Below are 25197 nucleotides of genomic sequence, written 5' to 3'. Positions count from 1 at the left end.
CTGTTACGGGAACCTCACCTCAGCCGAAGAACGCCCGGGCACGTAAACTTGGCACTATGTCGACGCCTCCATCGGACACTTCCCAGCCGGACCCGCCTAAGAGGGCACCCGACAGCAACCAGCTCAAAGACGATCTCCGCAGGGTCTTCGATTCACAGATCCCCAACTACGGCGACTACAACCTGGTCTTCGCGGCCAACGAACACTTCCAGCAGCGGGAGTCCGACGGTGCCCGCGTGGTGACGCCCAGGTATTACGTGGTGGGCTACCGGTGGAAGCCCACGGAGATCATGATCGCCCCCGTGGACTCGCACACGCTCACGGCTACCGGCGTCCCGGTGGAAATCAATATGACCAACCTGTCGCACGCCTACCGCCTCGCCAACGGCCGCTTTGAGGTGGGCACCAGTACGGGCAAGACCTTCCGGTTCGGTGTCCAGCCGGAGGCCCGGTTCAGCTCTGGACCCCACGCCCGCCTGGTCATCGACCAGCGGGAGGATCACACCGATTTCGACGCGTTCATGACGGCCTTCGTCGCGATGGCCTAGCTTGTCCTGCCCTGAGCGTTGGCGGCCGGCGCGCTGAGCGTGCGCGGCTCAGCTGAAGAGGGATCCGCGCTGCACCAGGTTTTCCGGCTCCTCGCCTGCGGCGAAGCTGTCCAGCTGGCGTTGCAGCAGCTTGATCATGCGTGGCCAGAATGCGCCGGTATTGCCTCCGCTGTGGGGGGTGATCAATGAGCCGGTGGCTGACCACAGCGGATGGCCCTCGGGGACCGGTTCCGGATCGAACACGTCCACGGCCGCCTTCAGCCGACCGGACACCACCTCGGAGGTCAGCGCCTCGCTGTCCACGACGGCGCCGCGGGCAACGTTGACGACCAGTGCGCCGTCGGGCATCGCAGCCAGCACCTCGGCGTTGATCAGGGACCGCGTCGAGTCAGTGAGCGGCGTGATGATCACCAGCACCTCTGCCTGAGCGGCCAGCCCCACCAGCTCATCGGTCCCATGAACGTGTCCGGATTCATCGTCGCGCGCTGCACTGCCCACCCGGGTCAGTTCGACCTCAAACGGAGCAAGCCTTCGGGCGATCTCGACGCCGATCCCCCCGACACCCACCAGGAGCACCCTGCGGTCCGCGAGGCCGGGATAGCGTGCCGGTTTCCACTGGCCCAGGGTCTGGTTCCGAACGGCGTCGTCAATACCGCGCAGGGAGGCGATCATCAGGCCGAGGGCGAGTTCAGCAGTGGCAGCGGCATGGACACCTGCAGCACTCACGACGGCGACGTCCTCGCCCACCAGCTCCGGGATGCCCTCGTACCCGGTGGACTGCGTATGCACCAGCCGCAGGTTGGGAGCGCTCTTCACTGCTTCGCCGAACTGGTCCGGCGAGGACATGTACGGCAGGATCGCCGCGTCAATGTCAGCAAGGTCAGCTCCGACGGGCTCGCCGGTGAAATCCCACAGCACCAGCTGAATCCCCTCCGGCGCCGGTTGAAGCGCTTCGAGCATTTCTTCGCTGGGTACTGAGACTGTCCTGATCGTTTTCATCCTCAAAAGCCTAGCGCCCTGCTGCGTGCGGCAACATGGGCGGACTGGTAGACACCCGGGAAGGTTGGTCGTACGGTCGAGGGAGTCCGATTGTCCAGCAGGAAGCGGGTGTGTGGCATGGATGTAGTTCTCTGGGTAGTGCTGATCGTCGTCGTGATCGGAGCGGTCTGGTGGTTCCGGGGCCGCCGGTCGGGCGAGTCCGACAGTGCTGGGCGCGGCGAGTTTGACCACGAGGCGCCCACCATGACCCAGGGCCTCACCGACGCCGTCCCCCAGCCTCCTCTGGTGATGAATTCGGCCCCGGAATCGGGTCTCCACCGCCCACCGGCTGAGCCCGATCCCACTGATGCCCCAGCTCCCACTGATTCCCGAGCTCCGCTTGCTGCCCCGGCGGCCGAGACCCCTCCGCCCGCAGATGGCCCCGAGCCGCCGGCACGCCGGACCGAGGACTAGGCCGCCTTGGTTTTTGGCCCGCGGCGTTGGAGCCTTGCGGCGGTCACGGTCCTGGGGATGGCGGCTATCGCTGCCTGCGCGGGGCCAGATCCCGCACCGCTGGTCGGCGGGGGCCCTCCCTCTGCCGGATCGACGGCCAGCCCCGGCGTCGTCGCTCCACCAGCATCAGCATCACCATCAGCACTGCCCGCGCTATCGGACGCCGACACGCTTGCCAACGGCTTTCAGGTGCCCTGGAGCATGGCCGCATTGCCCGACGGATCGGTGCTGGTCTCGGAACGGGAGTCCGGGGAGATCCGACGCGTGGTCGACGGCGAAGTGTCGGAAGTCGGCTCCCTCGCCGGTTCGATTGCCGCCGCGGGCGAGGGCGGACTGCTTGGCCTCGCGGTGGGCCCTGACTTCGCCACCGACCCGAAGCTGTTCGCCTACCTCACCAGCCCTACCGATAACCGGATTGTCAGCCTCCGGTACGACGACGACGGGCTGGGTGATCCCGAGGACATCCTGACGGGCCTCCCAAAGGCCAACATCCACAACGGTGGCCGCATCAAGTTCGGGCCGGACGGGTTCCTCTATGTGGGGACCGGGGACGCCGCCGACGGGCCCCTGGCACAGGATCCAGACAGCCTGGCGGGAAAGATCCTGCGCATCACGGCCGACGGTGAGCCGGCCCCCGGTAATCCGGTGGAGGGGTCCCCCGTCTACAGCCTTGGACACCGGAATGTGCAGGGCCTCGCCTGGGATTCGGCCGGACAACTCTGGGCCAGTGAATTCGGTCCGGAGGTGGACGACGAGCTGAACCTCATCACTCCCGGCGGCAACTACGGCTGGCCCGAGGTCACCGGCGCGCCGGGAAGGGACGGTTTCATCGATGCCCAGGTGGTGTGGCCCTCGACCGCTTCCTCATCACCGAGTGGGATGGCGATCCTCGACGATGTCGCCTACCTGGGCGGCCTCCGTGGGGAGCGGCTCTGGCAGGTGCCGCTGCAATCGGGGGCAGCGGGCACACCCGTCAGCCACTTCGACGGCAACCATGGCCGCCTGCGGGACGTGATTGATGCCGGGAACGGCACCCTGTGGATTGCTACCAATGAGGGCACCGGGTCCCGAATCCTCAGCGTCGCCGTCCAGTAGCACTCCCAATTTCAGGTTTGAGCAAATGTGCTGGTAGAGTTTCATGCTGTTGCGGTTGGCCCGATGGGCCGAAAACAACACGCACCTCTAGCTCAATTGGCAGAGCATCTGACTCTTAATCAGAGGGTTCCGGGTTCAAGTCCCGGGGGGTGCACACAGCGAAAACCGTCTGACCGGCAGCACGACCGGACAGGCGGTTTTTTTGTGCCCCGATACCGGTTTGGTTGCAGTTGCCCCTGACCCTTCCCGCGGACCACGAACCGCAGTACGTTGGCCGCATGGAGGGCAACCCTGCCATGCGGGATCTACGAACCGGTGAGATAAGTCGGAGGGTGGCCCGCGGTCGGTGGGCGTCAATTGCCTCCGAGTTCGGCATGCTGACCGGATCAGAGGTTGACCAGTTGGTTGGTCCGGGCTCCCCTCCTGCGGGATGCCTCGCAGCGAAGCGACAGATCCTCGGCGTGGTCACCCGTGCAGGTCGGGTCCTCTACCCGGGATTCCAATTCGATCCCGTCACTGGTCAGGCGCGCCCCATGATCGCGAGGGTGGCCGCTATCGGCCTGGCCGGCGGATGGAAGGACCGGCACCTGCTGCAGTGGTTCTGCTCACCGAACGGCTACCTCGGCGGAGACCGGCCCGTCGACGTCCTTGATGATCCGGATCGCCTATTGTATGCAGCGCACAGCGACCTCGACCTGGTGTGGTGAAGTGCTTTAGAGCTCGCCTGCGACCACGATGTTCGGCCCGTCCGACAGACCGACTGTGGGCAGCGAACCATCGGGATTGGGTGCCACGGGGAGGCTGGAGTTCCAGCGGGGTGCACCGAGTTCACGGATCAGGCCCTGCAGATGGTCGCGCAGCTCGTCCGAGACGAGACCCTCACCTGTCACGAGCGTGCGTTCAATATCTTTTGCCTGAACAAGGACACTGCGTCCAGCATCCGTTATGGAAACCATATGGCTGCGACGGTCAAGATCATTTCGCGTGCGTGAGATGTGGCCTCTCGTCTCAAGCCGGGAGAGCGTTTTGCCCATCGTTTGTGCCTGAACCCTGACGATTTGCGCGAGCGACGCCTGCGTCATCGGGCCCTGCGCAGCGAGGACGCCCAGCGCAATGACACCGGCATGGGTGACGCCCAGCGTTACCAGCCGTTCATTCCACGCGTGTTCAACAAGGCGAGCCGCGGTTGTCAGCAGCCGACCGGTGGGCCATTGCTCCAGGTCCGGCATAAAAGAAAGCACTTCCTCTCGCCACGCAGCAGCATGGCGTTGATCTTGGTCCCGCTGACGGGGTGTAGTTTCGAACGTATCGACCTTATTTACTTATGATAGCTACCGATTTGGAAAAAGTGTCAGCGCAACCACGTGCAAGGCAACTGAAATAAATAGCTGGAGGAATACCGAAAATGGCTGAACGACTATTGTCAGGCGACACTGCGCCGGGTTTCACCCTGCCCTCCGCTGACGGTTCCACCGTCTCCCTGAAGGACTACGCCGGTAAGAGCGTCGTAGTGTATTTCTACCCCGCGGCGTCCACGCCCGGCTGCACCACCCAGGCCTGCGATTTCCGGGACAACCTCGCCTCCCTGGCCGCGGCCGGCTACACGGTGCTGGGGATCTCCCCCGACGGCGTGTCCAAGCTCCGCTCATTCGCCGACGCCGAGGAGCTCACCTTCCCTTTGCTGTCCGATGAAGACCACGCTGTTGCCGAAGCGTGGGGCGCCTGGGGAGAGAAGAAGAACTACGGGAAGGTGTACGAGGGGCTGATCCGCTCAACCGTCGTCGTCGGGCCCGACGGCCTGGTGCAGTTGGCCCAGTACAACGTTCGGGCTACCGGCCACGTGGCAAAACTCCGCAAGGACCTGGGAGTCGACTAGATTCGCGTACACTGGAGCCTGATGTTTTGGCAGCCCGGCTGTCCTGAGCCTCGAACGCGCGAGTGGCGGAATTGGCAGACGCGCTGGATTTAGGATCCAGTGTCTTCGGACGTGAGGGTTCAAGTCCCTTCTTGCGCACAGTGGTATGAGTCGCCACCCGGACTTCACGAGTCGCGACATTGACAACACCCCCAGCTTCGGCCGGGGGTGTTGTTGTTTAACGATCCGACGTGACCAGACCGTTACCTGAACGGGTGCCCTGACGGTGCGTCGTGGGTCACATTTAGCTCGCAAAATCCGCGGATCTACGCGGATCTGCGACCAATTCGAAGATTTCGGGAATTGCCACCCATCCTCAGTTCGAACACGAGCGAAGTACCTATGAGACATCGACAGGATGTGTTCGACAAGTTAGTTAGCTGATCGGCAAAGTTCGCCCGGTCACACCAATGAAGGAGAAAATCCAATGGGAAATATCAAGAGCCGTAAGCTCTCCATCCTCGGTGTTGCTGCTGTGGCCATGTTCGGCCTCGCAGCATGCGGCGGCGGCGACACCGCAGCCGAGTCCACCGGTGAGATGACCAGCGAGGAAATGACCACTACCGAAGCCGCTCCCGAAGCAACCGAGTCGGCAATGGAAGAGGAAATGGGCGAGGACATGGACCCAGCCGCTAACCTGGTTGGCCCAGGTTGCGAGGGCTACGCCGAGCAGGTCCCAGAAGGCGACGGTTCAGTTGCCGGCATGGCCCTGGACCCCGTAGCAACCGCCGCCTCGAACAACCCGATCCTCACCACGCTCACCGCGGCAGTCTCCGGTGAACTGAACCCGGATGTTGACCTCGTTGACACCCTGAACGGTGACGAGTTCACCGTCTTCGCTCCCACCGATGATGCCTTCGCCAAGATCGACGAAGCCACCCTCGAAACCCTCGGAACCGATGCTGACCTCCTCAGCAGCATCCTGACCTACCACGTGGTCCCCGGCCAGCTGTCCCCGGATGAGGTAGCCGGAACCCACACAACCGTCAACGGTGCAGAGCTGACCGTTGAGGGCATGGGCGACGAAATCACTGTCGGGGAAGACGGATCAGCAGTGGTCTGTGGTGGAGTCATGACCCAGAACGCAACCGTGTACATGGTTGACACCGTTCTGATGCCTCCTAGCGAGTAATCAACTCCCTGAGGCGAATCCTCTAACTCGCTTCAGGGCGAAATAGGCTGGGATCCTGAACACCGTGACGGTGCTCAGGGTCCCAGCCTTTCCTTGTGCCACCCCGGGACCGGGAGGCCCAGGAACATCATTTAGACTGAGGAACCTAATCAACTTTCCGCCGTGTGCGGCTACGGCGTGAGGAGACGACGGCAATGACCGCTGCTGGCCAACTCTCCCGACGGACCCTCCCGGTCCGCGCCGTGGTTGCGCTGGCCCTGTCCCTCACCCTCGCAGGCTGCACCGGGGCCACCCCCCTGCCGGCGCCGACCAGCTCGCCCACCACCACACCCCCACCCACGGTTCCCGCAGAGGACCCTGAAGCGGTCTTCACCTTCGGCACCGCTGCCGACCCGATCGGCCTCGATCCGGCGCTGGTAGCCGACACCGAGTCCTACCGGGTCACCCGGCAGGTCCTGGAGGGCCTGGTGGGCATCGACCCGACGACGTCCGAACCTGTCCCCCTCCTCGCCGCCTCCTGGGATGAGCGGGACGATGGCCGGGCGTATGCCTTCAGCCTCCGTGAGGACGTCACGTTCCACGACGGTGAGCCGTTCAACGCGGAAGCCGTGTGCGCCAACTTCGAGCGGTGGTATTCGCTGCCCGAGGAGACCCGGGCCTTCGACAGCACCATCACCTTCGGCTCGGTGTTCAATGCCTACTCGGACCAGCCTGAGCTTTCCATCTACTCGTCGTGCCAGCCGCTCGGCGAATATGAGGTGCTCATTGCGTTGAACAGCCGGCTCACCGGGTTCATCCCGGCCCTCGCCATGCCGTCCTTCGCGATGTCCTCACCCAGGGCCCTGGAGGAACTCTCCGCCGATGACCTGTCCGAGGAGATCAATGGGACTGCCGTGTCGCAGTATTCGTTGAACCCGGTGGGCACCGGGCCCTACACGTTCGAAAGCTGGGAGCCGGGAGAGGTCCGCCTGTCCTCCTTCGAGGACTACTGGGGTGTCCGCGGCGAGATCGGCACCCTGGTGTTCACCACACTCCCCCTGGCCGATGAGCGGCTCGAGGCACTGAACACCGGCCAGATCGACGGCTACGACTTCGTCACCGTGGACAACGCCGGAGACCTGGTCCGGGAGGGCCAGCAACTCCTGCAACGCGACCCCTACTCGGTCCTCTACCTCGGCATGAACCAGGACTTCCCCGGCGTCGACAGCCTCCTGTTCCGCCAGGCAGTGGCGCATGCCATCGACAAGCAGGCAGTCATTGCTGGCCGGTTCCTCGACGGGACGGCGCCCGCGGACCAGTTCACGCCACCGAAGCTCGCGGTCACGAACGACGACATCACCACCTACGAGTACGACGTCGAACTGGCCCGGGAACTACTCGAAGCCTCCGGCTACGACGGCGAGCCACTGCCGTTCCACTACCCCACCGATGTGTCGCGCCCGTACTTGCCTGAGCCCGAGGGTGTCTTCGCTGTCCTGCAGGAACAGCTGGAGGAAGCCGGATTCACCATCGAGCCGGTTCCCACCTCCTGGGCGGATGGGTACCTCGAGACAGTGCAGAACGACGACGACCGCGCGTTCCACCTGCTGGGCTGGAGCGGAACGTATCAGGACCCCGACAACTTTGTTGGCCAGCTCTTCGGCGCAACCACCGACGAGTTCGCCTTCGAGGACAACCAGCTGTTCAGCAAGATTGACCGTGCCCGCACCCTGCCGAACGGGGAAGACCGGGTGGCCGCCTACCAGGACATCAGCGACCAGCTCGCCCGCCGTCTGCCGGCCGTCCCGCTGGCCTTCCCCATCTCGGTCCTGGCAGTCTCCGAACGGGTGACCAGCTACCCGGTCAGCCCTGTGATGAACGAGGTGTTCAACCTGATCGATCTGGCCGACGTCGACCTGGAGCCCGCCGGGAGCGACTGATGACCGTTACCCCGCCGAGCGGGCGGGCCCAATTACCCAAGGAACCCACCAGACGCTACGCTTCAAAGCTAAGCGCCCTTGCCACTGGAGATGAAGTTGACTGCTAAGAGCCAGGCGGGAATGCCCGCAGAGAACACCGACGTCGTCCTGATCGGCGGAGGAATCATGAGCGCCACACTGGGCGCGTTCCTCAAACAACTCCAGCCCGACTGGAGCATTTCGCTCTTCGAGCGCCTTGACCGTGCCGGCCTTGAAAGCTCCGACCCGTGGAACAACGCGGGCACCGGACACGCGGCCCTGTGCGAACTGAACTACACGCCTGCCGGCCCTGACGGAACCGTAGACCCGGCCAAGGCTGTCGCCATCAACGAGCAGTTCCAGGTCTCCCGGCAGTTCTGGGCGCACATGGTCGAGAGCGGACATCTGGGCGATCCCTCCGGATTCATCAATCCCGTACCGCACATGAGCTTTGTCTGGGGCGAAAAGAACACCGCTTACCTGCGCAACCGTTACGAAGCCCTGCGGGCCCAGCCCCTGTTCGAAACGATCGAACACGCAGAGGACCCGTCAGCCATCGCCGACTGGGCCCCGCTGCTGATGAGCGGACGGTCCGAGGGCCAGCCCGTTGCCGCCTCACGGGTGGCCGGCGGAACCGACGTCGATTTCGGCTCCCTCACCCGCGGTCTCACCAGCTACCTCGACTCCAATGGTGTCGACCTGAACTACAACCACGACGTGGCCGACCTGTCCCGCGGGTCCCACGGCCGCTGGGAAGTCAAGGTCCGCAACCGCGCCACCGGCCAGGCGCGGACCGTCAACGCACGCTTCGTGTTCATCGGCGCAGGCGGCGGCGCCCTGCACCTGCTGCAACGGACCGGCATCCCCGAGGGCAAGGGCTTCGCAGGCTTCCCCGTCTCCGGGCAGTTCCTCAAGTGCGGTAACCCCGAGATCGTGAACCAGCACAACGCCAAGGTCTACGGCCAGGCGTCGGTCGGCGCACCCCCCATGTCGGTGCCCCACCTCGACACCCGGTACGTCAACGGCGAGCGGTCCCTGCTGTTCGGCCCCTACGCCGGATTCTCCACCAAGTTCCTCAAGCGCGGTTCATTCTTCGACCTGCCAGGATCCATCAGGACCTCAAACCTGGTGCCCATGCTGGCAGTCGCCAAGGACAACGTACCGCTGACGAAGTACCTGATCTCGGAGGTGCTGAAAAACCGGGACGCCAAGAACACCTACCTCAACGAGTTCATCCCCGACGCCGACGGCGACCAGTGGGACCTGATCACGGCGGGGCAGCGCGTGCAGATCATCAAGAAGGCACCCGGCAAGGGCGGAGTGCTGCAGTTCGGCACCGAGGTCATCACCGCCGCTGACGGTTCGGTCGGCGCACTGCTCGGGGCCTCCCCGGGGGCTTCAACGGCCGCGCCGATCATGCTCGAGATCCTCAAGCGCTGCTTCCCCGCGCAGTTGCCTGCCTGGGAACCGAAACTCAAGGACATGATCCCCGGCTACGGCGTGAAGCTCAACGAGAACAGCTCCCTCGCCGCAGACATCCTGGCCCGCACCGACCGGGTGCTGAAGCTCCAGTAACCACCGCCAGAGCCCTGACCGGCCGGCAGAAGTAGAAGGCACGGCACATGTTCCGTCTGGCTCAGCTCTCCCTGCGAAACCGTGCGCTGATTGCACTGATCACCATCCTGGCCTCGGTGTTCGGTGTGATCACGATGGGCTCCCTCAAGCAGGAACTCATCCCCTCGCTTGAGTTCCCACAGATCACCGTCCTGTCGTCCGTGCCGGGGGCCTCCCCCGAATACCTCGACCAGCAGGTCAGCGAACCGCTCGAGACTGCCCTGAGCGGTGTGGAGGGGCTGGAATCGTCGTCGGCAACATCCCGGACCGGGGTGTCGACCATCAACCTGATGTTCGCCTACGGGACCGACCTCGACCGCGCCCGCGGCCAGGTCGACCGGGCGATCTCCACGGTCAGCCCGTTGCTGCCCGAAGACGTCACCCCGCAGTCGCTGGCCGGCAGCATCGCCGACCTGCCGATCGTCTTCATGGCCGTGTCCTCCGACCAGCCGCTGAGCGAACTGAACGGCGACCTCGCCCGGCTCACAGTGCCGCGGCTGCAGCAGCTGGAGGGCGTCCGGGCGGCGGAAGTCAGCGGTGGGGCCAACCAGTACATCTCGATCCTGCCCGATCAGCGGGACCTCGCCGCCAACGACCTCACGGTCGCGGACATCACCACTGCGCTCGAGAACAACGGGGAGCTCATCCCGGTCGGCACGCTGGAGGACGGCGAACGATCGCTCACCATCCAGGCCGGGAGCCCGATCGCTTCACTGGATGACATCCGCGCCCTCCCGCTCCTACCCGACGGCGGATCCAGCGAAGCGGGCCAGACCCCACCGACCATCGGTTCGGTCGCCGAGGTAGCCGTCGCCGACGACGACGCCACCTCGGTCACCCGCACCAACGGCACCGAGACCCTGGCACTGACCGTGACGAAGATTCCCGACGGCGACACCGTCGCGATCTCCAACCTGGTGGAAGAACTCCTGCCGCAGCTGGAGGCAGAGCTGGGGAACAACGCCGAGATCACAGTGATCTTCGACCAGGCGCCCTTCATCGAACGCTCCATCAGCGACCTCACCACCGAGGGAATCCTGGGACTCGGATTCGCCGTCGTCGTGATCCTGGTGTTCCTGTTGTCAGTGCGGTCCACGCTGGTGACCGCGATCTCGATCCCCCTGTCCCTGTTGATCACGTTCATCGGACTCTGGGTGACCGGGTACTCCCTGAACATTCTGACCCTGGGCGCCCTGACCATCGCCATCGGCCGGGTGGTGGACGACTCGATCGTCGTCATCGAGAACATCAAGCGGCACCTCAGCTACGGCGAAGACAAACGCGAGGCCATCCTGACGGCGGTCAGGGAGGTCGCCGGGGCCATCACCGCATCAACGCTGATCACCGTCGCCGTGTTCGCGCCGATTGCCTTTGTCGGTGACCTCGCCGGTGAACTGTTCAGGCCGTTCGCGCTGACCACGACGATCGCCCTGTTGGCGTCGCTCGCGGTTTCGCTCACCATTGTGCCGGTGCTGGCGTACTGGTTCCTGCCCGCTGCGACCCCGGGCGTGGACCCCGACCGGGTGCGCCAGGACGCGCACGAGGCAGAGCGCAAGTCATGGTTGCAGCGCGGCTACCTGCCGATCCTGGGCACCACCCAGCGGCACCCGGTGTGGACCCTCTCCGCCGGGGTGCTGGTCCTCGCCGGCACTGCGGCAATGATCCCCCTGCTGCAGACCAACCTGCTGGGAAACACCGGACAGAACAGTTTCAGCATCAACCAGACCCTCGAGCCGGGATCCAGCCTGGACACCACCGTGGCAGCAGCGGGCCAGACCGAGGAGGTACTGGCCGGGTTCCCCGGGGTGGAACAGGTGCAGGTCACCGTCGGCAATGCGAACAGTGGGTTCGCCGCACGGCTGTCCGGTGGCACCTCGGTAGCGTCCTTCACCGTGATCACCGCCGAGGATGCCGACCAGGAGCAGCTGCAGAACGACGTCAGGGAGGAACTGGAGTCGCTGACCGGCGTCGGCACCTTCGCCCTGTCCGCGCAGCAGGGCGGCCTCGGCACCTCCAGCACGATCGACGTGAACATCACCGCCCCCGGCCCCGATGAGCTGCAGGCTGCCAGCGACGCCGTCCTGGACGCCATGCAGGGTCTCGACGGCGCCCGGGACGTGACCAGCAACCTGGCCGCGGCCCAGCCGCAGGTACAGATTAGTGTCGACCGGGCTGAGGCCGTCGCCGCTGGCCTCAGCGAGGGTCAGATCGCGGGCCTCCTCGGTGGCAGCATCAGCCCGATTCCCGGCGGCCAGGTACGCCTGGAAACCACTGACTACCCAGTCCTCATCGGCGAGGGCACCGAGGTGACCAGCCTCGAGCAGCTGCAGGATCTTCAGCTCCCCACCCCCGCGGGACCCCTCCCGCTCACCTCGGTGGCTTCAGCCGTCGAGGTCGAGGTTCCGCTGTCCATCACCAGCGCCAACGGCGAGCGGACGGCCCAGGTGTCCATCACGCCGTCGGAACAGAACCTGGGTGCCCTCACCACTACGGTCACCGAGCGGCTGGACCAGGTGGATCTGCCCGCCGGGACCACCGCCACCCTGGGTGGCGCATCGGCAGAGCAGGCGGAATCCTTCGCGCAACTGTTCCTGGCCCTCTGGGCAGCTGTCGCCATCGTGTACGTGATCATGGTCGCCACCTTCAAATCGCTGATCCAGCCGCTGATCCTGCTGGTCTCGGTGCCGTTCGCCGCCACCGGTGCCATCGCCCTGCTCGTGATCACCCAGATTCCACTGGGCCTGCCATCACTGGTGGGCATGCTGATGCTGGTGGGGATTGTGGTGACCAACGCCGTCGTGCTCATTGACCTCATCAACCAGTACCGACGCCCGCACGACGGCTCCCCGGGCATGGGGCTCGAGGATGCGATTATCCAGGGAGCCCGGCAACGGCTCCGCCCAATCCTGATGACCGCATTGGCAACGATCTTCGCGCTCACGCCAATGGCACTCGGCTTCACCGGTGAGGGCGGGTTCATCTCGCAGCCGCTCGCTGTCGTGGTGGTGGGCGGTCTGGTCTCCTCGACCGCGCTGACCCTGATCCTGGTGCCGGTGCTTTACCGGCTGGTGGAAGGGCGTCGGGAGTCGCGAGAGAAGTCGCGTCATCCCGAGCCAAGCGAGGCACCACGGACCGGGCGGCACGCGCTCCCCCAGTGATCCGGCACGGGTCAGGGAACAAACTGCCGGATCCTCCAGTTGACGCTATAGTAGATGCACATGCATCTACTTGGAGGAGGAACCATGCAGATCGGCATTTTCACCGTGGGAGATGTGACAGTCGACCCCATGACGGGGACGGCACCCACCGAGCACGAGCGCATCAAGGCGATGGTCACCATCGCCAAGCATGCCGAGGATGTAGGCCTTGACGTGTTTGCGACCGGCGAGCATCACAACCGGCCGTTCGTGCCCAGCTCCCCCACCACCATGCTCGGCTACATCGCCGCGCAGACCGAACGCATCATCCTCTCCACCTCCACCACCTTGATCACCACCAACGATCCGGTGAAGATCGCCGAGGACTTCGCGATGCTGCAGCACCTGGCCGACGGCCGGGTGGACCTGATCCTCGGCCGTGGCAACACCGCACCGGTTTACCCCTGGTTCGGCAAGAACCAGCAGGACAGCGTTGAGCTCACCGTCGAGAACTACAACCTGCTGCGCCGCCTGTGGGACGAGGATGTGGTGAATTGGGAAGGCAAGCACCGGACCCCGCTGCGTAACTTCACGTCGACCCCGCGCCCGCTCGACGGCGTCGCCCCCTTCGTGTGGCACGGGTCGATTCGCACACCACAGGTCGCCGAGATCGCCGCCTACTACGGTGACGGGTTCTTCGCAAACAACATCTTCTGGCCCAAGGAGCACTACCAGCAGCTCATCACCCTGTACCGCGAGCGGTATGCGCACTATGGCCACGGCACGCCGGAGCAGGCGATCGTAGGGCTGGGCGGACAGTTCTTCATGCGCCGTAATTCCCAGGATGCCGTGCGGGAGTTCCGCCCGTACTTCGATAACGCACCGGTCTACGGGCATGGGCCCTCCCTCGAAGACTTCACGTCGCAGACACCCCTGACGGTCGGCAGCCCCCAGGAAGTCATCGAAAAAACCCTCACGTTCAGGGAGTTCTTCGGCGACTACCAGCGTCAGCTGTTCCTGGTGGATCACGCGGGGCTGCCGCTGAAGACCGTGCTTGAGCAACTGGACCTGCTGGGTTCAGAGGTGCTCCCCGTCCTTCGCCAGGAGTTCGCCAAGCGCACCCCGGAGAATTTCCCGGCCCCTCCAACCTTCCAGAACAGGCTCCAGGCGCTGTCCGAGGCCCACAGTGCCTGAGTCAACGGGGACGGAAACCACAGTGCCTGAAACCAGCAGGCCTGGAACAGCTGTATCGGACACCACCGGACCGGAAACCACAGGACCGGCGATCCGACTGACGGCTGAAGCCTGGGAATCGCTGTTCCGGGCCCAGGTCGCGGTCATGCGGCAGCTTCGCAACGATCCGTCGTTCAAGAAGCTGGCCATCGGTGAGTATGACGTGCTGTTCAACCTCAGCCGCTGCCCCACCGGCTGGACCCGACTCAACGAACTCAACCGCCAGCTGCTGATCTCCCAGCCCAGCCTCAGCCGCATGGCGGAGCGACTCGAGGGCAAGGGCCTGATCCAGCGGAAGCCAGCACCCGATGACCAGCGTGGTGTGATGGTGGGATTGACTGATTCGGGCAAGGAACTGCAGCGAGAGATCGGCGCGGCGCACGTCAGAGTGATTCATTCGCTGCTCGGCCCGATCCTTGGCACCGAGGAGCTGGAACAACTGCTGAGCCTGACCCGGCGGATCCGCGAGGGTGTCGACGACCCGGAGCGCGCCGACTACTGAAGCTGGACGAGCTTCTCCGGCTGATCAATGGGGAGTGAGTCCACCACCGCTGTCACTTCCATTGAGGAGAGCTGCAGGCTTCCTCCGACAGTGGAGAGGAACGCCGTGTCCGAGGCGTCCCGGCCGGTGGAAATGCGCAGCAGCGATTCGCGGGGTGCCAGCCCCGTGGCGTCGACAACGTGCCACGCATCATCCACCCATGCTTCCGCCACGGCGTGGAAGTCCATGGGGCTGAGCCCCGGCGCATACACGGCCGCCAGGCGCGCGGGGACGTCCTTGGCGCGCAGCAGCGAGATCACCAGGTGCGCGTAATCACGGCACACGCCGCGGCGGCCCAGCAGGGTTTCCACCGCCCCGTCGGTGGGCCGGGAGGAGCCGGAGACGTACGCCAGCTCCTTGCCCACCCATTCCCGCACGGCGCCCAGCAGTTCGGTGCCGCTCAGGGATCCAAATTCGGCGTACGACGTCGGTAGCAGCCGGTCGGACTCGCAGTAGCGGCTGGGGCGCACATAGCGGATCAGATCAGCCTCCGAGACGTCCTCGGGGGTCGCGAACCCGGTGACCGTGGCCCGGTAGTCCAGCACGATGCTCGCCTCGCCGTCCACCTTGAGGGTGTGCAGGCGGCCGCCATGAATGTCAGCGAGTTCCCCGGGGATGACCGGCTCGTCGTTCACCGTGATCGACAGGTCCTCCTCAAAGCTGGTGTACCCCTCGTTGCGCACGGCAGCCAGGGCGAAAACGAGTGAGGACGCCGAGCGGGTCTGGGCGGTCAAACGGGCAGTCACGGATCGCTGCATGAGGGTACTCCTGATCAAGGGTGGGGATGCCAGTGCACGGGAAGGCCGGATACGGACTCTATGCTGAAAGCTATCACCACCGTAGAACAAGGAAGGCTCCTTAGTGAATTCCACTCCTCAGCTCCAGACCCGCGACCTTGACGGTCGCACAGTGGTGATCACCGGAGCCAACAGTGGCCTCGGCTTGCAGACAGCCATCGCCCTGGCCCGACGGGGCGCCCGGGTCACCTTGGCCTGCCGCAGCGAGTCCCGTGGCGCGCAGGCGCTCGAGACAGTTCGCTCACGGGTTCCCGGTGCGTCCGCCGAACTGAGGATCCTCGATCTTGCGTCGCTGGCCTCGGTGCGGCGCTTCGCCGAGGACTGGACCGAGCCGCTGGACCTGCTGATCAACAACGCCGGGGTGATGGCGACACCACGGACCGTCACCGAGGATGGCTTCGAGCAGCAATTCGGCATCAACCATCTGGGTCACTTCGCCCTCACCGGCCTCCTGTTGGAGCGGTTGCGGGCGGCCGAGTCGCCGCGGGTGGTGTCGGTGTCCAGCCTGGCCCACAAGCGTGGTTCCATTAACTTCGACGACCTGAACTCGACCGTCAGGTATCGCCGGTGGACTGCCTACAGCCAGAGCAAGATCGCCAATCTGTACTTCACCATGGAGCTGGATCGCCGGGTCAGGGCAACCGGTGAGCAACTGCTGGCGGTCGCTGCGCATCCGGGCCTGTCCAACACCAACCTCACCGCCGGTATGGGAACCACCCCGGTGCTCGACGTGCTGGGCGGATTCTTCAAACTGTTCGGCCAGTCCGACATCGCTGGTGCGTTGCCCATCCTCCGGGCGGCCACCGCCCCACTGGCCAGCGGCGGCGACTACTCGGGACCGGATGGACCCGGGGAGACCCGGGGCAACGCGGTCCTCGTGGCACCGGAGCCGAAGGTCCTAGACCCAGAGGTGGCGGGCAGGCTGTGGGAGGTCAGCGCCGCGATGACCGGGGTCACGTTCCCCAATCTGCCGGCGGCCTGAGACCCCAGCGCTACTGGGCCACCTCGAGCGAGGCGATCATCCGGCGCACCGCAGAGAACTGGTCGGAGTCGAAGAACTCCTCGGCGTCCGCGATGGTGTCGAACGACGCCGTCCGGGATCCTACCTGTTCGGGCGTCAAGGCCGTGAAAGAGATCGCGTCCCCGAAGGAGTAGAGCCCCACGTGTTCGGGACCCTGAACCGTGTTGTACAGCTCGCAGGCCGCGCCGTCGGCACCCCCCACCACATCGGTCACCCCGAACGAGCTGAAGAACCGGTAGCCCTCAATCAGCCGCACCACCAGCCGCGGGTCGATTGACTGCTCAGCCTCGGCGGTGGACGGCAGGTCCACCGGCTGGCTGAGGATTACCGTGTAGGGGCTGGCGTTGTCCGGATCGCAGTCCTGCTCCACGGGCGTGATTCCGGTGTGTAGCTCCGCCATCGGGTCGCCGTCGGCGTTATCGACGGCGAAGTGGATCGACTCGGGCCCAAAACCGTCACCCGGATCCTCGATCGGCTCGACGGTCCAATCTGGCGGTAGTTCGAAGCTCACGAGGGCTGCCGGGTCGGTGAAGACCTGCCAGTCGTCGTCGGGCGCCGGACGGGGGGCGACTGTCGGCACTGGCTCCTGCTCGGCGGTCGCTTCCGGGGCGGCGGAGCTGGCGTCCGACGACGGTTCAGCGGACTGCACTGGCCGGTCCCCGATCTCGACGCCGGTGCAGCCCGAGACCGTCAGCGAGGCGGCCAGCAGTAACGCACCGGCTGACACCACCCGCGTGGTTGACCGTGATCGACTCATCTGTGTGTCCTTTGGTGTCGGAGGTCAGGGCCTGTGATCCGAGTCTACCTAGTCACGTCCCTTCAGTGAGGCACCTCACCCGAGGAGCCATCCGCCCCGGCCGCCGTGGAGAATTACCCCTATGACCCCCGACCCCTCACATACCTCGGCAGCTTTCCCGACAGCGCTGGGTCCGGTGCGCGTCCGGATCTCCAGGACTGCCGGTGTGGACGCTCCACCTTGGGTTCTGCTGCACGGTGCCGCTGGTTCGTGGCGGACATTCAGGGAACTGCAGGCGGCCCGGAATTTCCCAACCGACGTCGACACCGTGGTGATCGACCTGCCCGGGTGGGGTGACTCTCCGGGCATCGGAGGATTCACCATCGAGGCGCAGGCCGCGGCGGTGGTGGAGGTTCTCACGCTGGCGGGATACCGGCAGTGGCGGCTTTTCGGGCACTCCATGGGCGCTGTGCCGGCGCTCGAGGTCGCGACCGTTGAGCCGGACCGGACCCTTACGGTGGTGGTGCTCTCTCCGACGGCGTTGGTCGCGGCACAGGCCCTTCGCCACCCCTGGCGGAACCTTCACCCGATGGGACCGCTGCTCGGGATGAAGACCATTATGAGGTTTCTTGAACTCACCGGGAAGCTGGGACCGCCGCTGGTGGCGATGGTGCGCCGCCTTGGGCTGCTCAGGCTGGTGCTGCGGCCATTCGTGGTCAGTCCCTCGGCCCTGACCGGGCCGGTGGTCACCGCTCTCGCCACCGACGCCCGACCGGCCGCGTTTGCGGTAGCGGCGGAGGCGCTGGAGCACTTCGACTTCGCCCACTGGAAGGCGGCCGGCGGCACCCAGGTGTTGTTGCGGGGCGAACGGGATGTCTTCACACCGGCTTCGGAGATGGACGAACTGGCACGGCTGCTCCCCCGTGCCCGGGCGCAGGTGCTGGCGGGTACCGGACATTTCGCCCACATCGAGGACCCGGAAGCCGTGGCATGGATCCTGGCGAACACACCAGCTCGGGACATCGAAGATGCGACGAGCTAGCCGGGGCGGGACCACGGTTAGCTGGGGCGGCTGCTAGAAAGGCTCACCGCGGGAAGGACCCGGCTCCTGGAGGGAAGCGGCGACGGCGTTCCCTCGGCGTTCCCGTGACCAGAGGAGCAGGACCACCGCTGCACCCCCGAGAGCGGCCAGCAGCGGAGCCAGCCAGTCGCCGTCGGGCGCCAGAAGTACACTGTTGTCCTGCCAGGGCCACAGCGCCCGGAGCGAACCGAGGATCAGGCCGGTGGCAACCAGTAGGACCGCCCGCCGGTGCACCCGCAAGAGGTACGCGAGAAGCTGGACAATCGAGGCCAGCCCCAGGACGGCGCCACCGGCGAAGAGGGCCAGGTAACCAAAATCCCGTTCGCTCACTGCCTCGAGAGTGGGTTCGTACATGCCGAAAGTCAGCAGGATGAAGGAGCCGGACAGACCCGGCAGGGCCAGGGCACACACCGCGGCAGCACCGCTCAGCACCAGGACCCACCACGCGGGCTCCTGCACCTGCAGAGCGGGCAGGCCCAGTAGCCAGAACGCGGCACCCGCCACGAGCAACACGACCACCGGACCGCCCACCAGGGTGGCCCGGGTGATTGGTCCCGCATCCAGAGCCATCGAGATGGGCACGAGCAGGCTGGCCGTCACCATCCCGAGGAACAGTGCACTCGAGATGGTCGGCTGGCCCTCGACGAAAGCGTGCAGGGGACCGGACAGCGTGAACAGGGCGAAGAACATACCGATAACCAACGGCACGACGAGCGCCCATTCGACGCCAGAGAGGTGATGGGCCGCGCTGCGCCCCTGGCGCCTGAGGGTGAATCGGACAACGCCGCGGATCAGGTGGTTGGCCGAGGAGATCAGCCGGTCGAAGATGCCCAGGACCAGCGCGACGGTGCCGCCGGAGACCCCCGGCACCAGTTCGACGATCCCGATCAGCGCACCACGGATCACGTGGGCAAGGCTGGACCGGACAGAGGGAGCGGGCTTCACGGGGGTGGGGGCTGAAGAAGTCACCCTTTTAACTGTAGTATGCCGGAACTGGCGGGTTCTGCCAGATTACGCCGGGCGCCCCAATCCCCTGACGGTGGCAACAGCCGCAGTCACGGCCCGCGCGGCCAGGGCCATGTCGCGTTCGGTGGTGGCAGACGTCCAGGAGAAGCGTACGGCGGTCTGAGCGGTTTCCCGGTCGATACCCAGGGCCAGCAGGACGGCGGAAGGTTCGTCACTGCCCGCGGCGCAGGCTGAGCCGCTGGAACACACAACCCCTCGACGTTCCAGTTCCAGGAGGACTGACTCGCCGCTGGTCCCGGGGAAGCAGAACGATGCAAGGTTGGGCAGGCGTTGTGCCCGGTCCCCGGTCAGGATCGCTCCCGGGACCGTGTCCAGCACGTGTCTGATCAGGTAGTCCCGCTGAGTTGTGGCGGCTGCGACGGCCTCGTCCCGCTCCCCCTGCGCGCGGCCAAGCGCGACGGCGAACCCCACGGCTCCTGCGACATTCTCGGTTCCTGACCGGCGTCCGCGCTCCTGCCCGCCACCGTGAATCAGTGGTTCCAGCGGAATCCGGGACCTGACATACAGCAGGCCGGTCCCCTTGGGTGCCCCCAGCTTGTGGCCGGACAGCGTGAGAGCGTCGACGCCCAGGTCCGCGACACTGAGCGGCAGCCAGCCCCCAGCCTGCACCGCGTCTGTGTGGAAGGGCACGCCGGCCGCTGCGCACCGGTCGGCGAGCGCCCTGATGTTCTGGACCGTGCCCACCTCGTTGTTCGCGTACATGATGGAGCAGGAGGTGGTGCCGGGGGTCAGTGCGTCGCTCAGGCCGTCGGGGTCGACGAGCCCGGTGGCGGAGACCGGGAGCACGGTGATCCTGAAGCCGTGGAGACGGTGCAGGTAGTCGAGGGTTTCCAGGACAGCGGGATGCTCGATGGCGCTGGTGACGATGTGCCGGTCGCCGGGCGAGGCGAGCGCAATGCCTTTCAGGGCAAGGTTGTTGGCTTCGGTCCCACCCGAGGTGAAGGTGAGTTCACCGGGGCGGCACCCCAGGACCCGCGCGGCGCTCTTCCGGGCATTACTCAACGCAGCGGCGGCCGTCTCGCCCGGACCGTGGTGACTGGAGGGGTTGCCGAACTCCGAGGTCAACAGAGGCCACATTGCCTCCAGGACTTCCTGGCGGACCGGTGCGGTGGCGGCGGCATCCAGGTAAATCACCGGGCGCCCCCTGGGACGTCATGGTCCCGGTCCAGGTCGAGATCGAGTCCCAGGTCGAGATCGAGTCCCAGATCGAGGGCGTGGACGCTGTGGGTCAGTGCCCCGGAGGAGATGATGTCCACCCCGGTGTGGGCGATCGCGCCGACGGTGTCGAGCCGGACGTTGCCGCTGGCTTCAACCAGTGCACGCCCTGCCACGCGTTGCACTCCCTCGGCCAGCTCGGCCAGCGAGAAGTTGTCGAGCATGATCGTGTCCACCCCCGCGGCGAGCACGGGCTCGATCTGGTCGATCCGGTCCACCTCCACCTCGAAATGGATAGTGTGGGGAAGCCGGGACTTCGCTGCCCTGAGCGCCTCGGTCAACCCGATGGCGCCGCCGCGGGTCAGGAGGGCCAGATGGTTGTCCTTGGCCATCACGGCGTCGGACAGGCTGAACCGGTGGTTGAAGCCTCCCCCGCAGCGGACCGCGTACCGTTCCAGCACCCGCAGCCCGGGGGTGGTTTTGCGGGTGTCGACGATCCGGGCGCGGGTACCCTCCACCTCGGCGACGAATCGGGCGGTGAGGGTGGCGATACCGCTGAGCCGTTGCGCCAGGTTCAGCGCCACCCGTTCGGCCCGCAGCAGTGACCGCGCGGGTCCCGACAGGACGGCCAGGACGGCGCCCTCGTCGAAGGGCTCCCCGTCCGCGACCAGGAACCGCACGCTGGCGCGCTGGTCGGTCAGTCGTAGCGCTGCCTCAATGACCTGCTGGCCACAGAAGACTCCCGCCTCCCGGGCGACGATCGAGGCTTCGGCGGAGGCCGACGGGGGGATCAGGGTCTCCGACGTGATGTCGCCCCAGGGCGCGTCTTCGGCGAGCGCTGCGGCTACGATGCGGTCGACGTCGGGCGTTGCCGGCTGACCGGTCGGCTGGTTCATGGGTGTGACCTTCGGAAGGCGGTGGAGTGTGGTGCGCTGCCGTGGACGGCGCGGCCCGGGAAATCGGTGCGGTAGTGGGCGCCGAGGGACTCTTCCCGCGCGGCAGCGGCATGGACCAGCAACCGGGCAGACGTCAGCAGGTTGCCGGTCTCGCGCTCCTCAGGAGAACCGGTCGCACCGGCGAACTGGTCGAGCTGTTTGGCGGCGACCTGCAGGCCGGCCGCGCTGCGCGTCACCGCTGCGTGGTCACTCATGAGCTGCTGCAGGGTGCGGCGGTCGCAGACCTCCCTGCGTTCGCCGTCGGGAAACCTGAGCCCTGTCGCGGCGAACCTGGGCCAGCCAGGGGTCAGGGCGTGGGAGGTCACCGCTTGGGAGGTGATCGCGGCAACAGCCCGGCCCGCGAAGACAAGGCCCTCCAGCAATGAGTTCGACGCCAGGCGGTTGGCGCCGTGGACTCCCGTGCATGCGGCCTCGCCGATCGCGTAGAGCCCCGGGAGCGAAGTCCTCCCCCAGAGGTCGGTCTGGATTCCGCCCATCCAGTAGTGGGCGGCTGGGATTACCGGCAGCGGGTCGACCGCCCAGTCAAAGCCATGGGCGGCGGTGTGCCGGTGCAGGGACGGGAACCGGCTGGCGAGGAAATCCGCCCCCAGCCCGGTGGCGTCGAGGTACACCCGGTCCTCACCGCGGTCCCGAAGGTGCAGGGCAATGCTCCGGGAAATGACATCCCGCGGCGCCAGCTCGGCTGCCGGGTGATAGGTGCTCATGAAACGGTTCCCCGACGCGTCCCGCAGCACCGCACCCTCGCCGCGGACTGCTTCCGAAATCAGCAGGTTGCCGGGGACATCGAGGGCAGTGGGATGAAACTGGAAGAACTCGAGGTCCTTGACGACGGCACCGGCACGCCAGGCGGCGGCGAGCCCATCACCGGTGGCCACCAAAGGGTTGGTGTTGTGGGCGAACAGTTGCCCCGCTCCCCCGGTGGCGAGCACCACCGCGTCGGCGTCGACGGTGATCGGTTCACCCTCCCGAAGGAGGAGCGCGCCGCGTACCGACTGCTCCGCAGCCCCCTCGGTGAGCAGATCGGCGAGGAAACAGTGGTCCAGCACCTCGATTCCGGGGTTGTGCAGGACCGCAGCAATGAGCGCCCGGGCGACGGCGGCCCCCGTGGCGTCACCGCCAGCGTGCAGGATGCGGGACGCTGAGTGGGCGGCCTCCCGGCCGAGGGCCAGCTCACCAGCAGGAGTGCGGTCGAAGGGTGTACCGAGGTCCAGGAGAGCCGCTATGTGGTCGGCGGCCCCAGAACACAGGGCCTGAACCGCATCCGGCACGCAGGCCCCGCCGCCGGCTGCCAGGGTGTCGGCAATGTGGTCGGCAACCGAGTCCCGGCCCGCTGCAGGATTCGGAAGCACCGCGGCGATCCCGCCCTGTGCGTGCCAGGTGTTGCTGTGCCACAGCTCTCCCTTGGTGGCAAGGATGACCGCCGTACGGGGGCTGGACCGTTGCAGGCAGAGTGCGGCGTACAGACCGGCGATACCGCTGCCGACCACAAGGACACGCCCCAGCGGTGCAGCGGTCATGGCTGCACGGCGAGCATACGCTCAAGTGCCACCCGGGACGGGGCCGTCACGGATTCATCGACGGTGATCTGATTCAGGACCTTCCCGTTGACCAGTGCCTCAAGAACCCAGGCCAGATAGCCGGGGTGGATCCGGTACATGGTGGAGCAGGGGCAGATCACCGGGTCCAGGCAAAAGATGGTGTGTTCGGGGTGCTGGGCAGCGAGCCGGTTGACCATGTTGATTTCGGTGCCGACGGCGAAGGTGGTGCCCGGTGCGGCGGCTTCGATTGCCTTGCGGATGTAGTCGGTGGAGCCGGCCTCGTCGGCTGCGTCCACCACTTCCATGGGGCATTCCGGGTGCACGATCACCCGGACGCCAGGGAATTCGGCCCGGGCCTTGTCGATCTGGTTCACCGAGAACCTCTTGTGTACGGAGCAGAAGCCGTGCCACAGGATGACTTTCGCGTCCTGCAGGGTGGCCTCCTTGTTACCGCCGAGCGGCTTGCGCGGGTTCCACAGGGGCATCTGTTCCAGCGGCACACCCATGGCTTTGGCTGTGTTCCGGCCGAGGTGCTGGTCGGGGAAGAACAGGACACGCTGCCCGCGCTCGAACGCCCATTCAAGAACTGCAGCCGCGTTCGAGGAGGTGCAGACAATACCGCCGTTCCGCCCGCAGAACCCCTTGAGCGCGGCCGATGAGTTCATATAGGTGACAGGGATGACCGGGACCCGCCCGTCGGCGTCGGGCTCGGTCCCGAACAACTCCGCCAGGTCCTCCCAGCAATCGGTCACGGAGTCGATATCGGCCATATCGGCCATCGAGCAGCCGGCAGCGAGGTTGGGAAGGATGACCGCCTGCTCAGGCCGGGAGAGCATGTCGGCAGTCTCGGCCATGAAGTGGACGCCGCAGAAGATGATCGCTTCCGCAGCTGTCTTCTCGGTGGCGGCTCGTGCCAGCTGGTAGGAATCTCCCACGAAATCGGCGTACCTGACCACCTCGTCCCGCTGATAAAAGTGACCGAGAATGACTGCCCGGTCCCCCAGCGTGGCCTTCGCGGACAGGATCCGCGCGTCCAGCTCAGCGTCGGTGGCGAGGCGGTACTCCTCTGGCAGCTCCCCTTGCCGGGGCGTGGTGGCCGGAGCCCTGTCACCCATCGAGGCGCCGGGCCCATAGGTGGGTGCCACCTCCCGGTCAACCGTCCACGGGTCCTTGGCGAGGGCGGGCGAGCAGGTGGTAGCGCGCCCGGTCAATGCTTGTTCACGCGACAGTGCTTGTTCACGGGACAGTGCTTGTTCACGGGTCACAAGCTCGATGGCGGTGGCGACACTGGTCATGGGAGGCTCCTGGAAATCTGGTCAGTGGGGGCGGTGCTGGAGGTAGTGGAGGCAGGCGTCGGGGCGGCCTGGGTGCCGAGGGTGCTGGCGGTCCCCGTGTAGCGGTACAGCCGGGGCGGGCGGTGGCGGACTCCCTGCAGGTACTCGTCGGTGGGCGTAATGTCCGGGGTGGCGCGGAGTTGACGCCGGAAGTTCGCCGGATCCAGGTGCCGGTCCAGCACCGCCTCGTAGACCTCCCGGACCTGCGCCAGCGTGAAGGTTTCGCCGAGGAAGTGGTAGGCGATCGACCCGTACTCCATCTTGCTGCGCAACCGCCAGAGCGCGTAGTCAACGATTGAGTTGTGGTCGAACGCGAGGTCCTCCAGCTTGTCCGCCCGGAACCATCTCACGTTCTCGGACTCCTGGGTGAGCGCCGCCTCGTCGGGCTGGACCAGCGCCCAGTAGACGATCGAGACGAGACGTTGCGTGGCCGCCCGGTCGAGCCCACCGAACGCGTACAGCTGTTCCAGATAGTTGGGCACCAGTCCAGTGGTTTCCTTCAGGTTGCGGGATGCCGCGTCCTGAAGTGATTCGATCTGGGCGAGCGGACCGCCCGGCAATGCCCACTTGCCCAGATGCGGTTGCCTGATCCGGCGGACGAGCGGTAGCCAGAGGGTGGGGCGGCCCGATGTCACACTGGGTCGGAGGGCGAAGATCACTGTGGAAATGGCCAGTGCGGGAGGCTGCAGCTGCCGCTCAGAGACGTTCGCCGCATCCGTATAGGTCACACCTCCGTACATTGGTTCCCCTCGATCCTGCGCCGAATGCATTGCTGCTGGTGCCGCTGAATGATTTACATCCGACTTAATGTCAGAGTGACTATAACTAATTTTAGCGGCAAATAGCCGGTTCTCCAACCCGCCCGTTTTAGTGCCCGCCGGGACAGCGGGGTGAGAGGAGGGCCGGGGCG

Annotated in this window: 23 protein-coding genes and 2 tRNA genes; 15 read left to right on the top strand and 10 right to left on the bottom strand. The window is 65.9% G+C overall.

What is annotated here, in order from left to right:
- The first annotated feature begins 56 nt into the window (after window positions 1–56).
- Entirely contained in the window at window positions 57–548 is a 492-nt protein-coding gene (locus HMI57_RS02420) for a hypothetical protein (protein WP_171584285.1), read from the top strand.
- Between the two features lie 48 nt (window positions 549–596).
- Here HMI57_RS02420 and HMI57_RS02415 read toward each other — a convergent pair whose 3' ends face one another.
- Window positions 597–1547: a 2-hydroxyacid dehydrogenase gene (locus tag HMI57_RS02415; protein ID WP_171584284.1), complete on the bottom strand. Its 951-nt coding sequence runs from the start codon at window positions 1545–1547 to the stop codon at window positions 597–599.
- Window positions 1548–1664: 117 nt separating this feature from the next.
- On the opposite strand from HMI57_RS02415, the gene HMI57_RS02410 reads away from it, so the two are divergent.
- From HMI57_RS02410 to HMI57_RS02395, 4 genes are all read left to right on the top strand, one after another.
- Window positions 1665–2000 carry a hypothetical protein gene (locus tag HMI57_RS02410; protein WP_171584283.1) on the top strand — a complete coding sequence of 112 codons (336 nt, stop codon included), beginning with the start codon at window positions 1665–1667 and terminating at the stop codon, window positions 1998–2000.
- Window positions 2001–2057: 57 nt separating this feature from the next.
- Window positions 2058–3134 (top strand): PQQ-dependent sugar dehydrogenase, encoded by a 1077-nt coding sequence (locus tag HMI57_RS02405; protein ID WP_171584282.1) that lies wholly within the window; start codon window positions 2058–2060, stop codon window positions 3132–3134.
- 81 nt (window positions 3135–3215) lie between these two features.
- Window positions 3216–3288 (top strand) — tRNA-Lys (locus HMI57_RS02400).
- Window positions 3289–3412: 124 nt separating this feature from the next.
- Entirely contained in the window at window positions 3413–3841 is a 429-nt protein-coding gene (locus tag HMI57_RS02395) for a hypothetical protein (RefSeq protein ID WP_171584281.1), read from the top strand.
- Between the two features lie 6 nt (window positions 3842–3847).
- Here HMI57_RS02395 and HMI57_RS02390 read toward each other — a convergent pair whose 3' ends face one another.
- On the bottom strand, window positions 3848–4363 hold the full coding sequence (locus tag HMI57_RS02390) for a MarR family winged helix-turn-helix transcriptional regulator (protein ID WP_171584280.1): 516 nt from the start codon (window positions 4361–4363) through the stop codon (window positions 3848–3850).
- A gap of 176 nt (window positions 4364–4539) precedes the next feature.
- On the opposite strand from HMI57_RS02390, the gene bcp reads away from it, so the two are divergent.
- The 8 genes from bcp (at window position 4540) to HMI57_RS02350 (ending at window position 14604) form a co-directional block, all read left to right on the top strand.
- A complete protein-coding gene (gene bcp, locus HMI57_RS02385) occupies window positions 4540–5010 on the top strand; it encodes a thioredoxin-dependent thiol peroxidase (protein ID WP_171584279.1) in 471 nt (156 codons plus the stop codon).
- A 56-nt stretch (window positions 5011–5066) separates the two neighbouring features.
- A tRNA-Leu gene (locus HMI57_RS02380) sits at window positions 5067–5148 on the top strand.
- 328 nt (window positions 5149–5476) lie between these two features.
- On the top strand, window positions 5477–6181 hold the full coding sequence (locus tag HMI57_RS02375; RefSeq protein WP_171584278.1) for a fasciclin domain-containing protein: 705 nt from the start codon (window positions 5477–5479) through the stop codon (window positions 6179–6181).
- 194 nt (window positions 6182–6375) lie between these two features.
- Window positions 6376–8100: an ABC transporter substrate-binding protein gene (locus tag HMI57_RS02370; RefSeq protein ID WP_171584277.1), complete on the top strand. Its 1725-nt coding sequence runs from the start codon at window positions 6376–6378 to the stop codon at window positions 8098–8100.
- Between the two features lie 96 nt (window positions 8101–8196).
- Entirely contained in the window at window positions 8197–9693 is a 1497-nt protein-coding gene (locus HMI57_RS02365; protein WP_267313528.1) for a malate:quinone oxidoreductase, read from the top strand.
- Between the two features lie 47 nt (window positions 9694–9740).
- Window positions 9741–12890: an efflux RND transporter permease subunit gene (locus HMI57_RS02360; RefSeq protein WP_171584275.1), complete on the top strand. Its 3150-nt coding sequence runs from the start codon at window positions 9741–9743 to the stop codon at window positions 12888–12890.
- An 84-nt stretch (window positions 12891–12974) separates the two neighbouring features.
- Window positions 12975–14063, top strand: a complete 1089-nt coding sequence (locus HMI57_RS02355; RefSeq protein WP_171584274.1) for an LLM class flavin-dependent oxidoreductase — start codon at window positions 12975–12977, stop codon at window positions 14061–14063.
- 22 nt (window positions 14064–14085) lie between these two features.
- Window positions 14086–14604 carry a MarR family winged helix-turn-helix transcriptional regulator gene (locus tag HMI57_RS02350; protein WP_346655113.1) on the top strand — a complete coding sequence of 173 codons (519 nt, stop codon included), beginning with the start codon at window positions 14086–14088 and terminating at the stop codon, window positions 14602–14604.
- Here the strand turns inward: HMI57_RS02350 and HMI57_RS02345 are convergent.
- Entirely contained in the window at window positions 14598–15401 is an 804-nt protein-coding gene (locus HMI57_RS02345) for a transglutaminase family protein (protein ID WP_171584272.1), read from the bottom strand. The genes HMI57_RS02350 and HMI57_RS02345 overlap by 7 nt on opposite strands.
- A 103-nt stretch (window positions 15402–15504) precedes the next feature.
- Between HMI57_RS02345 and HMI57_RS02340 the strand changes: the two genes are divergently transcribed.
- Window positions 15505–16422 (top strand): oxidoreductase, encoded by a 918-nt coding sequence (locus tag HMI57_RS02340; RefSeq protein WP_171584271.1) that lies wholly within the window; start codon window positions 15505–15507, stop codon window positions 16420–16422.
- 10 nt (window positions 16423–16432) lie between these two features.
- Here the strand turns inward: HMI57_RS02340 and HMI57_RS02335 are convergent, their stop codons facing one another.
- Window positions 16433–17218: a hypothetical protein gene (locus HMI57_RS02335; protein WP_171584270.1), complete on the bottom strand. Its 786-nt coding sequence runs from the start codon at window positions 17216–17218 to the stop codon at window positions 16433–16435.
- Window positions 17219–17339: 121 nt separating this feature from the next.
- Here HMI57_RS02335 and HMI57_RS02330 point away from each other — a divergent pair, with 121 nt between their 5' ends.
- A complete protein-coding gene (locus HMI57_RS02330; RefSeq protein WP_171584269.1) occupies window positions 17340–18239 on the top strand; it encodes an alpha/beta hydrolase in 900 nt (299 codons plus the stop codon).
- A 33-nt stretch (window positions 18240–18272) separates the two neighbouring features.
- Here the strand turns inward: HMI57_RS02330 and HMI57_RS02325 are convergent, their stop codons facing one another.
- The 6 genes from HMI57_RS02325 to HMI57_RS02300 are packed head-to-tail and all read right to left on the bottom strand — an operon-like array spanning window position 18273 to window position 25027.
- Window positions 18273–19247 carry a DUF368 domain-containing protein gene (locus HMI57_RS02325; protein WP_346655112.1) on the bottom strand — a complete coding sequence of 325 codons (975 nt, stop codon included), beginning with the start codon at window positions 19245–19247 and terminating at the stop codon, window positions 18273–18275.
- A gap of 42 nt (window positions 19248–19289) precedes the next feature.
- Window positions 19290–20438 (bottom strand): aminotransferase class V-fold PLP-dependent enzyme, encoded by a 1149-nt coding sequence (locus tag HMI57_RS02320; RefSeq protein ID WP_171584268.1) that lies wholly within the window; start codon window positions 20436–20438, stop codon window positions 19290–19292.
- A complete protein-coding gene (nadC, locus tag HMI57_RS02315; RefSeq protein WP_171584267.1) occupies window positions 20435–21355 on the bottom strand; it encodes a carboxylating nicotinate-nucleotide diphosphorylase in 921 nt (306 codons plus the stop codon). The genes HMI57_RS02320 and nadC overlap by 4 nt, the downstream gene beginning before the upstream one ends.
- Window positions 21352–22932: an L-aspartate oxidase gene (gene nadB / locus HMI57_RS02310; protein WP_171584266.1), complete on the bottom strand. Its 1581-nt coding sequence runs from the start codon at window positions 22930–22932 to the stop codon at window positions 21352–21354. Before nadB ends, nadC begins: the two co-directional genes overlap by 4 nt.
- The gene (gene nadA / locus HMI57_RS02305) at window positions 22929–24248 is read right to left on the bottom strand and encodes a quinolinate synthase NadA (protein ID WP_171584265.1); all 1320 of its coding nucleotides are present in this window, start codon (window positions 24246–24248) and stop codon (window positions 22929–22931) included. The genes nadB and nadA overlap by 4 nt, the downstream gene beginning before the upstream one ends.
- A complete protein-coding gene (locus tag HMI57_RS02300; protein WP_171584264.1) occupies window positions 24245–25027 on the bottom strand; it encodes an NUDIX hydrolase in 783 nt (260 codons plus the stop codon). Before HMI57_RS02300 ends, nadA begins: the two co-directional genes overlap by 4 nt.
- Window positions 25028–25197 lie beyond the last annotated feature (170 nt).

It is taken from the genome of Arthrobacter sp. 260 (assembly GCF_013116745.1).
Taxonomy (GTDB): domain Bacteria; phylum Actinomycetota; class Actinomycetes; order Actinomycetales; family Micrococcaceae; genus Arthrobacter_D.
This window is presented reverse-complemented; position numbering and strand designations above follow the sequence as displayed.

What these genes read in the sequence shown, in the direction of transcription:
- HMI57_RS02420 (WP_171584285.1), top strand. Translation starts at nt 57, where the DNA reads ATGTCGACGCCTCCATCGGACACTTCCCAGCCGGACCCGCCTAAGAGG.
- HMI57_RS02415 (WP_171584284.1), bottom strand. Translation starts at nt 1,547, where the DNA reads ATGAAAACGATCAGGACAGTCTCAGTACCCAGCGAAGAAATGCTCGAA.
- HMI57_RS02410 (WP_171584283.1), top strand. Translation starts at nt 1,665, where the DNA reads ATGGATGTAGTTCTCTGGGTAGTGCTGATCGTCGTCGTGATCGGAGCG.
- HMI57_RS02405 (WP_171584282.1), top strand. Translation starts at nt 2,058, where the DNA reads ATGGCGGCTATCGCTGCCTGCGCGGGGCCAGATCCCGCACCGCTGGTC.
- HMI57_RS02395 (WP_171584281.1), top strand. Translation starts at nt 3,413, where the DNA reads ATGGAGGGCAACCCTGCCATGCGGGATCTACGAACCGGTGAGATAAGT.
- HMI57_RS02390 (WP_171584280.1), bottom strand. Translation starts at nt 4,363, where the DNA reads ATGCCGGACCTGGAGCAATGGCCCACCGGTCGGCTGCTGACAACCGCG.
- bcp (WP_171584279.1), top strand. Translation starts at nt 4,540, where the DNA reads ATGGCTGAACGACTATTGTCAGGCGACACTGCGCCGGGTTTCACCCTG.
- HMI57_RS02375 (WP_171584278.1), top strand. Translation starts at nt 5,477, where the DNA reads ATGGGAAATATCAAGAGCCGTAAGCTCTCCATCCTCGGTGTTGCTGCT.
- HMI57_RS02370 (WP_171584277.1), top strand. Translation starts at nt 6,376, where the DNA reads ATGACCGCTGCTGGCCAACTCTCCCGACGGACCCTCCCGGTCCGCGCC.
- HMI57_RS02360 (WP_171584275.1), top strand. Translation starts at nt 9,741, where the DNA reads ATGTTCCGTCTGGCTCAGCTCTCCCTGCGAAACCGTGCGCTGATTGCA.
- HMI57_RS02355 (WP_171584274.1), top strand. Translation starts at nt 12,975, where the DNA reads ATGCAGATCGGCATTTTCACCGTGGGAGATGTGACAGTCGACCCCATG.
- HMI57_RS02345 (WP_171584272.1), bottom strand. Translation starts at nt 15,401, where the DNA reads ATGCAGCGATCCGTGACTGCCCGTTTGACCGCCCAGACCCGCTCGGCG.
- HMI57_RS02335 (WP_171584270.1), bottom strand. Translation starts at nt 17,218, where the DNA reads ATGAGTCGATCACGGTCAACCACGCGGGTGGTGTCAGCCGGTGCGTTA.
- HMI57_RS02330 (WP_171584269.1), top strand. Translation starts at nt 17,340, where the DNA reads ATGACCCCCGACCCCTCACATACCTCGGCAGCTTTCCCGACAGCGCTG.
- nadC (WP_171584267.1), bottom strand. Translation starts at nt 21,355, where the DNA reads ATGAACCAGCCGACCGGTCAGCCGGCAACGCCCGACGTCGACCGCATC.
- nadB (WP_171584266.1), bottom strand. Translation starts at nt 22,932, where the DNA reads ATGACCGCTGCACCGCTGGGGCGTGTCCTTGTGGTCGGCAGCGGTATC.
- nadA (WP_171584265.1), bottom strand. Translation starts at nt 24,248, where the DNA reads ATGACCAGTGTCGCCACCGCCATCGAGCTTGTGACCCGTGAACAAGCA.
- HMI57_RS02300 (WP_171584264.1), bottom strand. Translation starts at nt 25,027, where the DNA reads ATGTACGGAGGTGTGACCTATACGGATGCGGCGAACGTCTCTGAGCGG.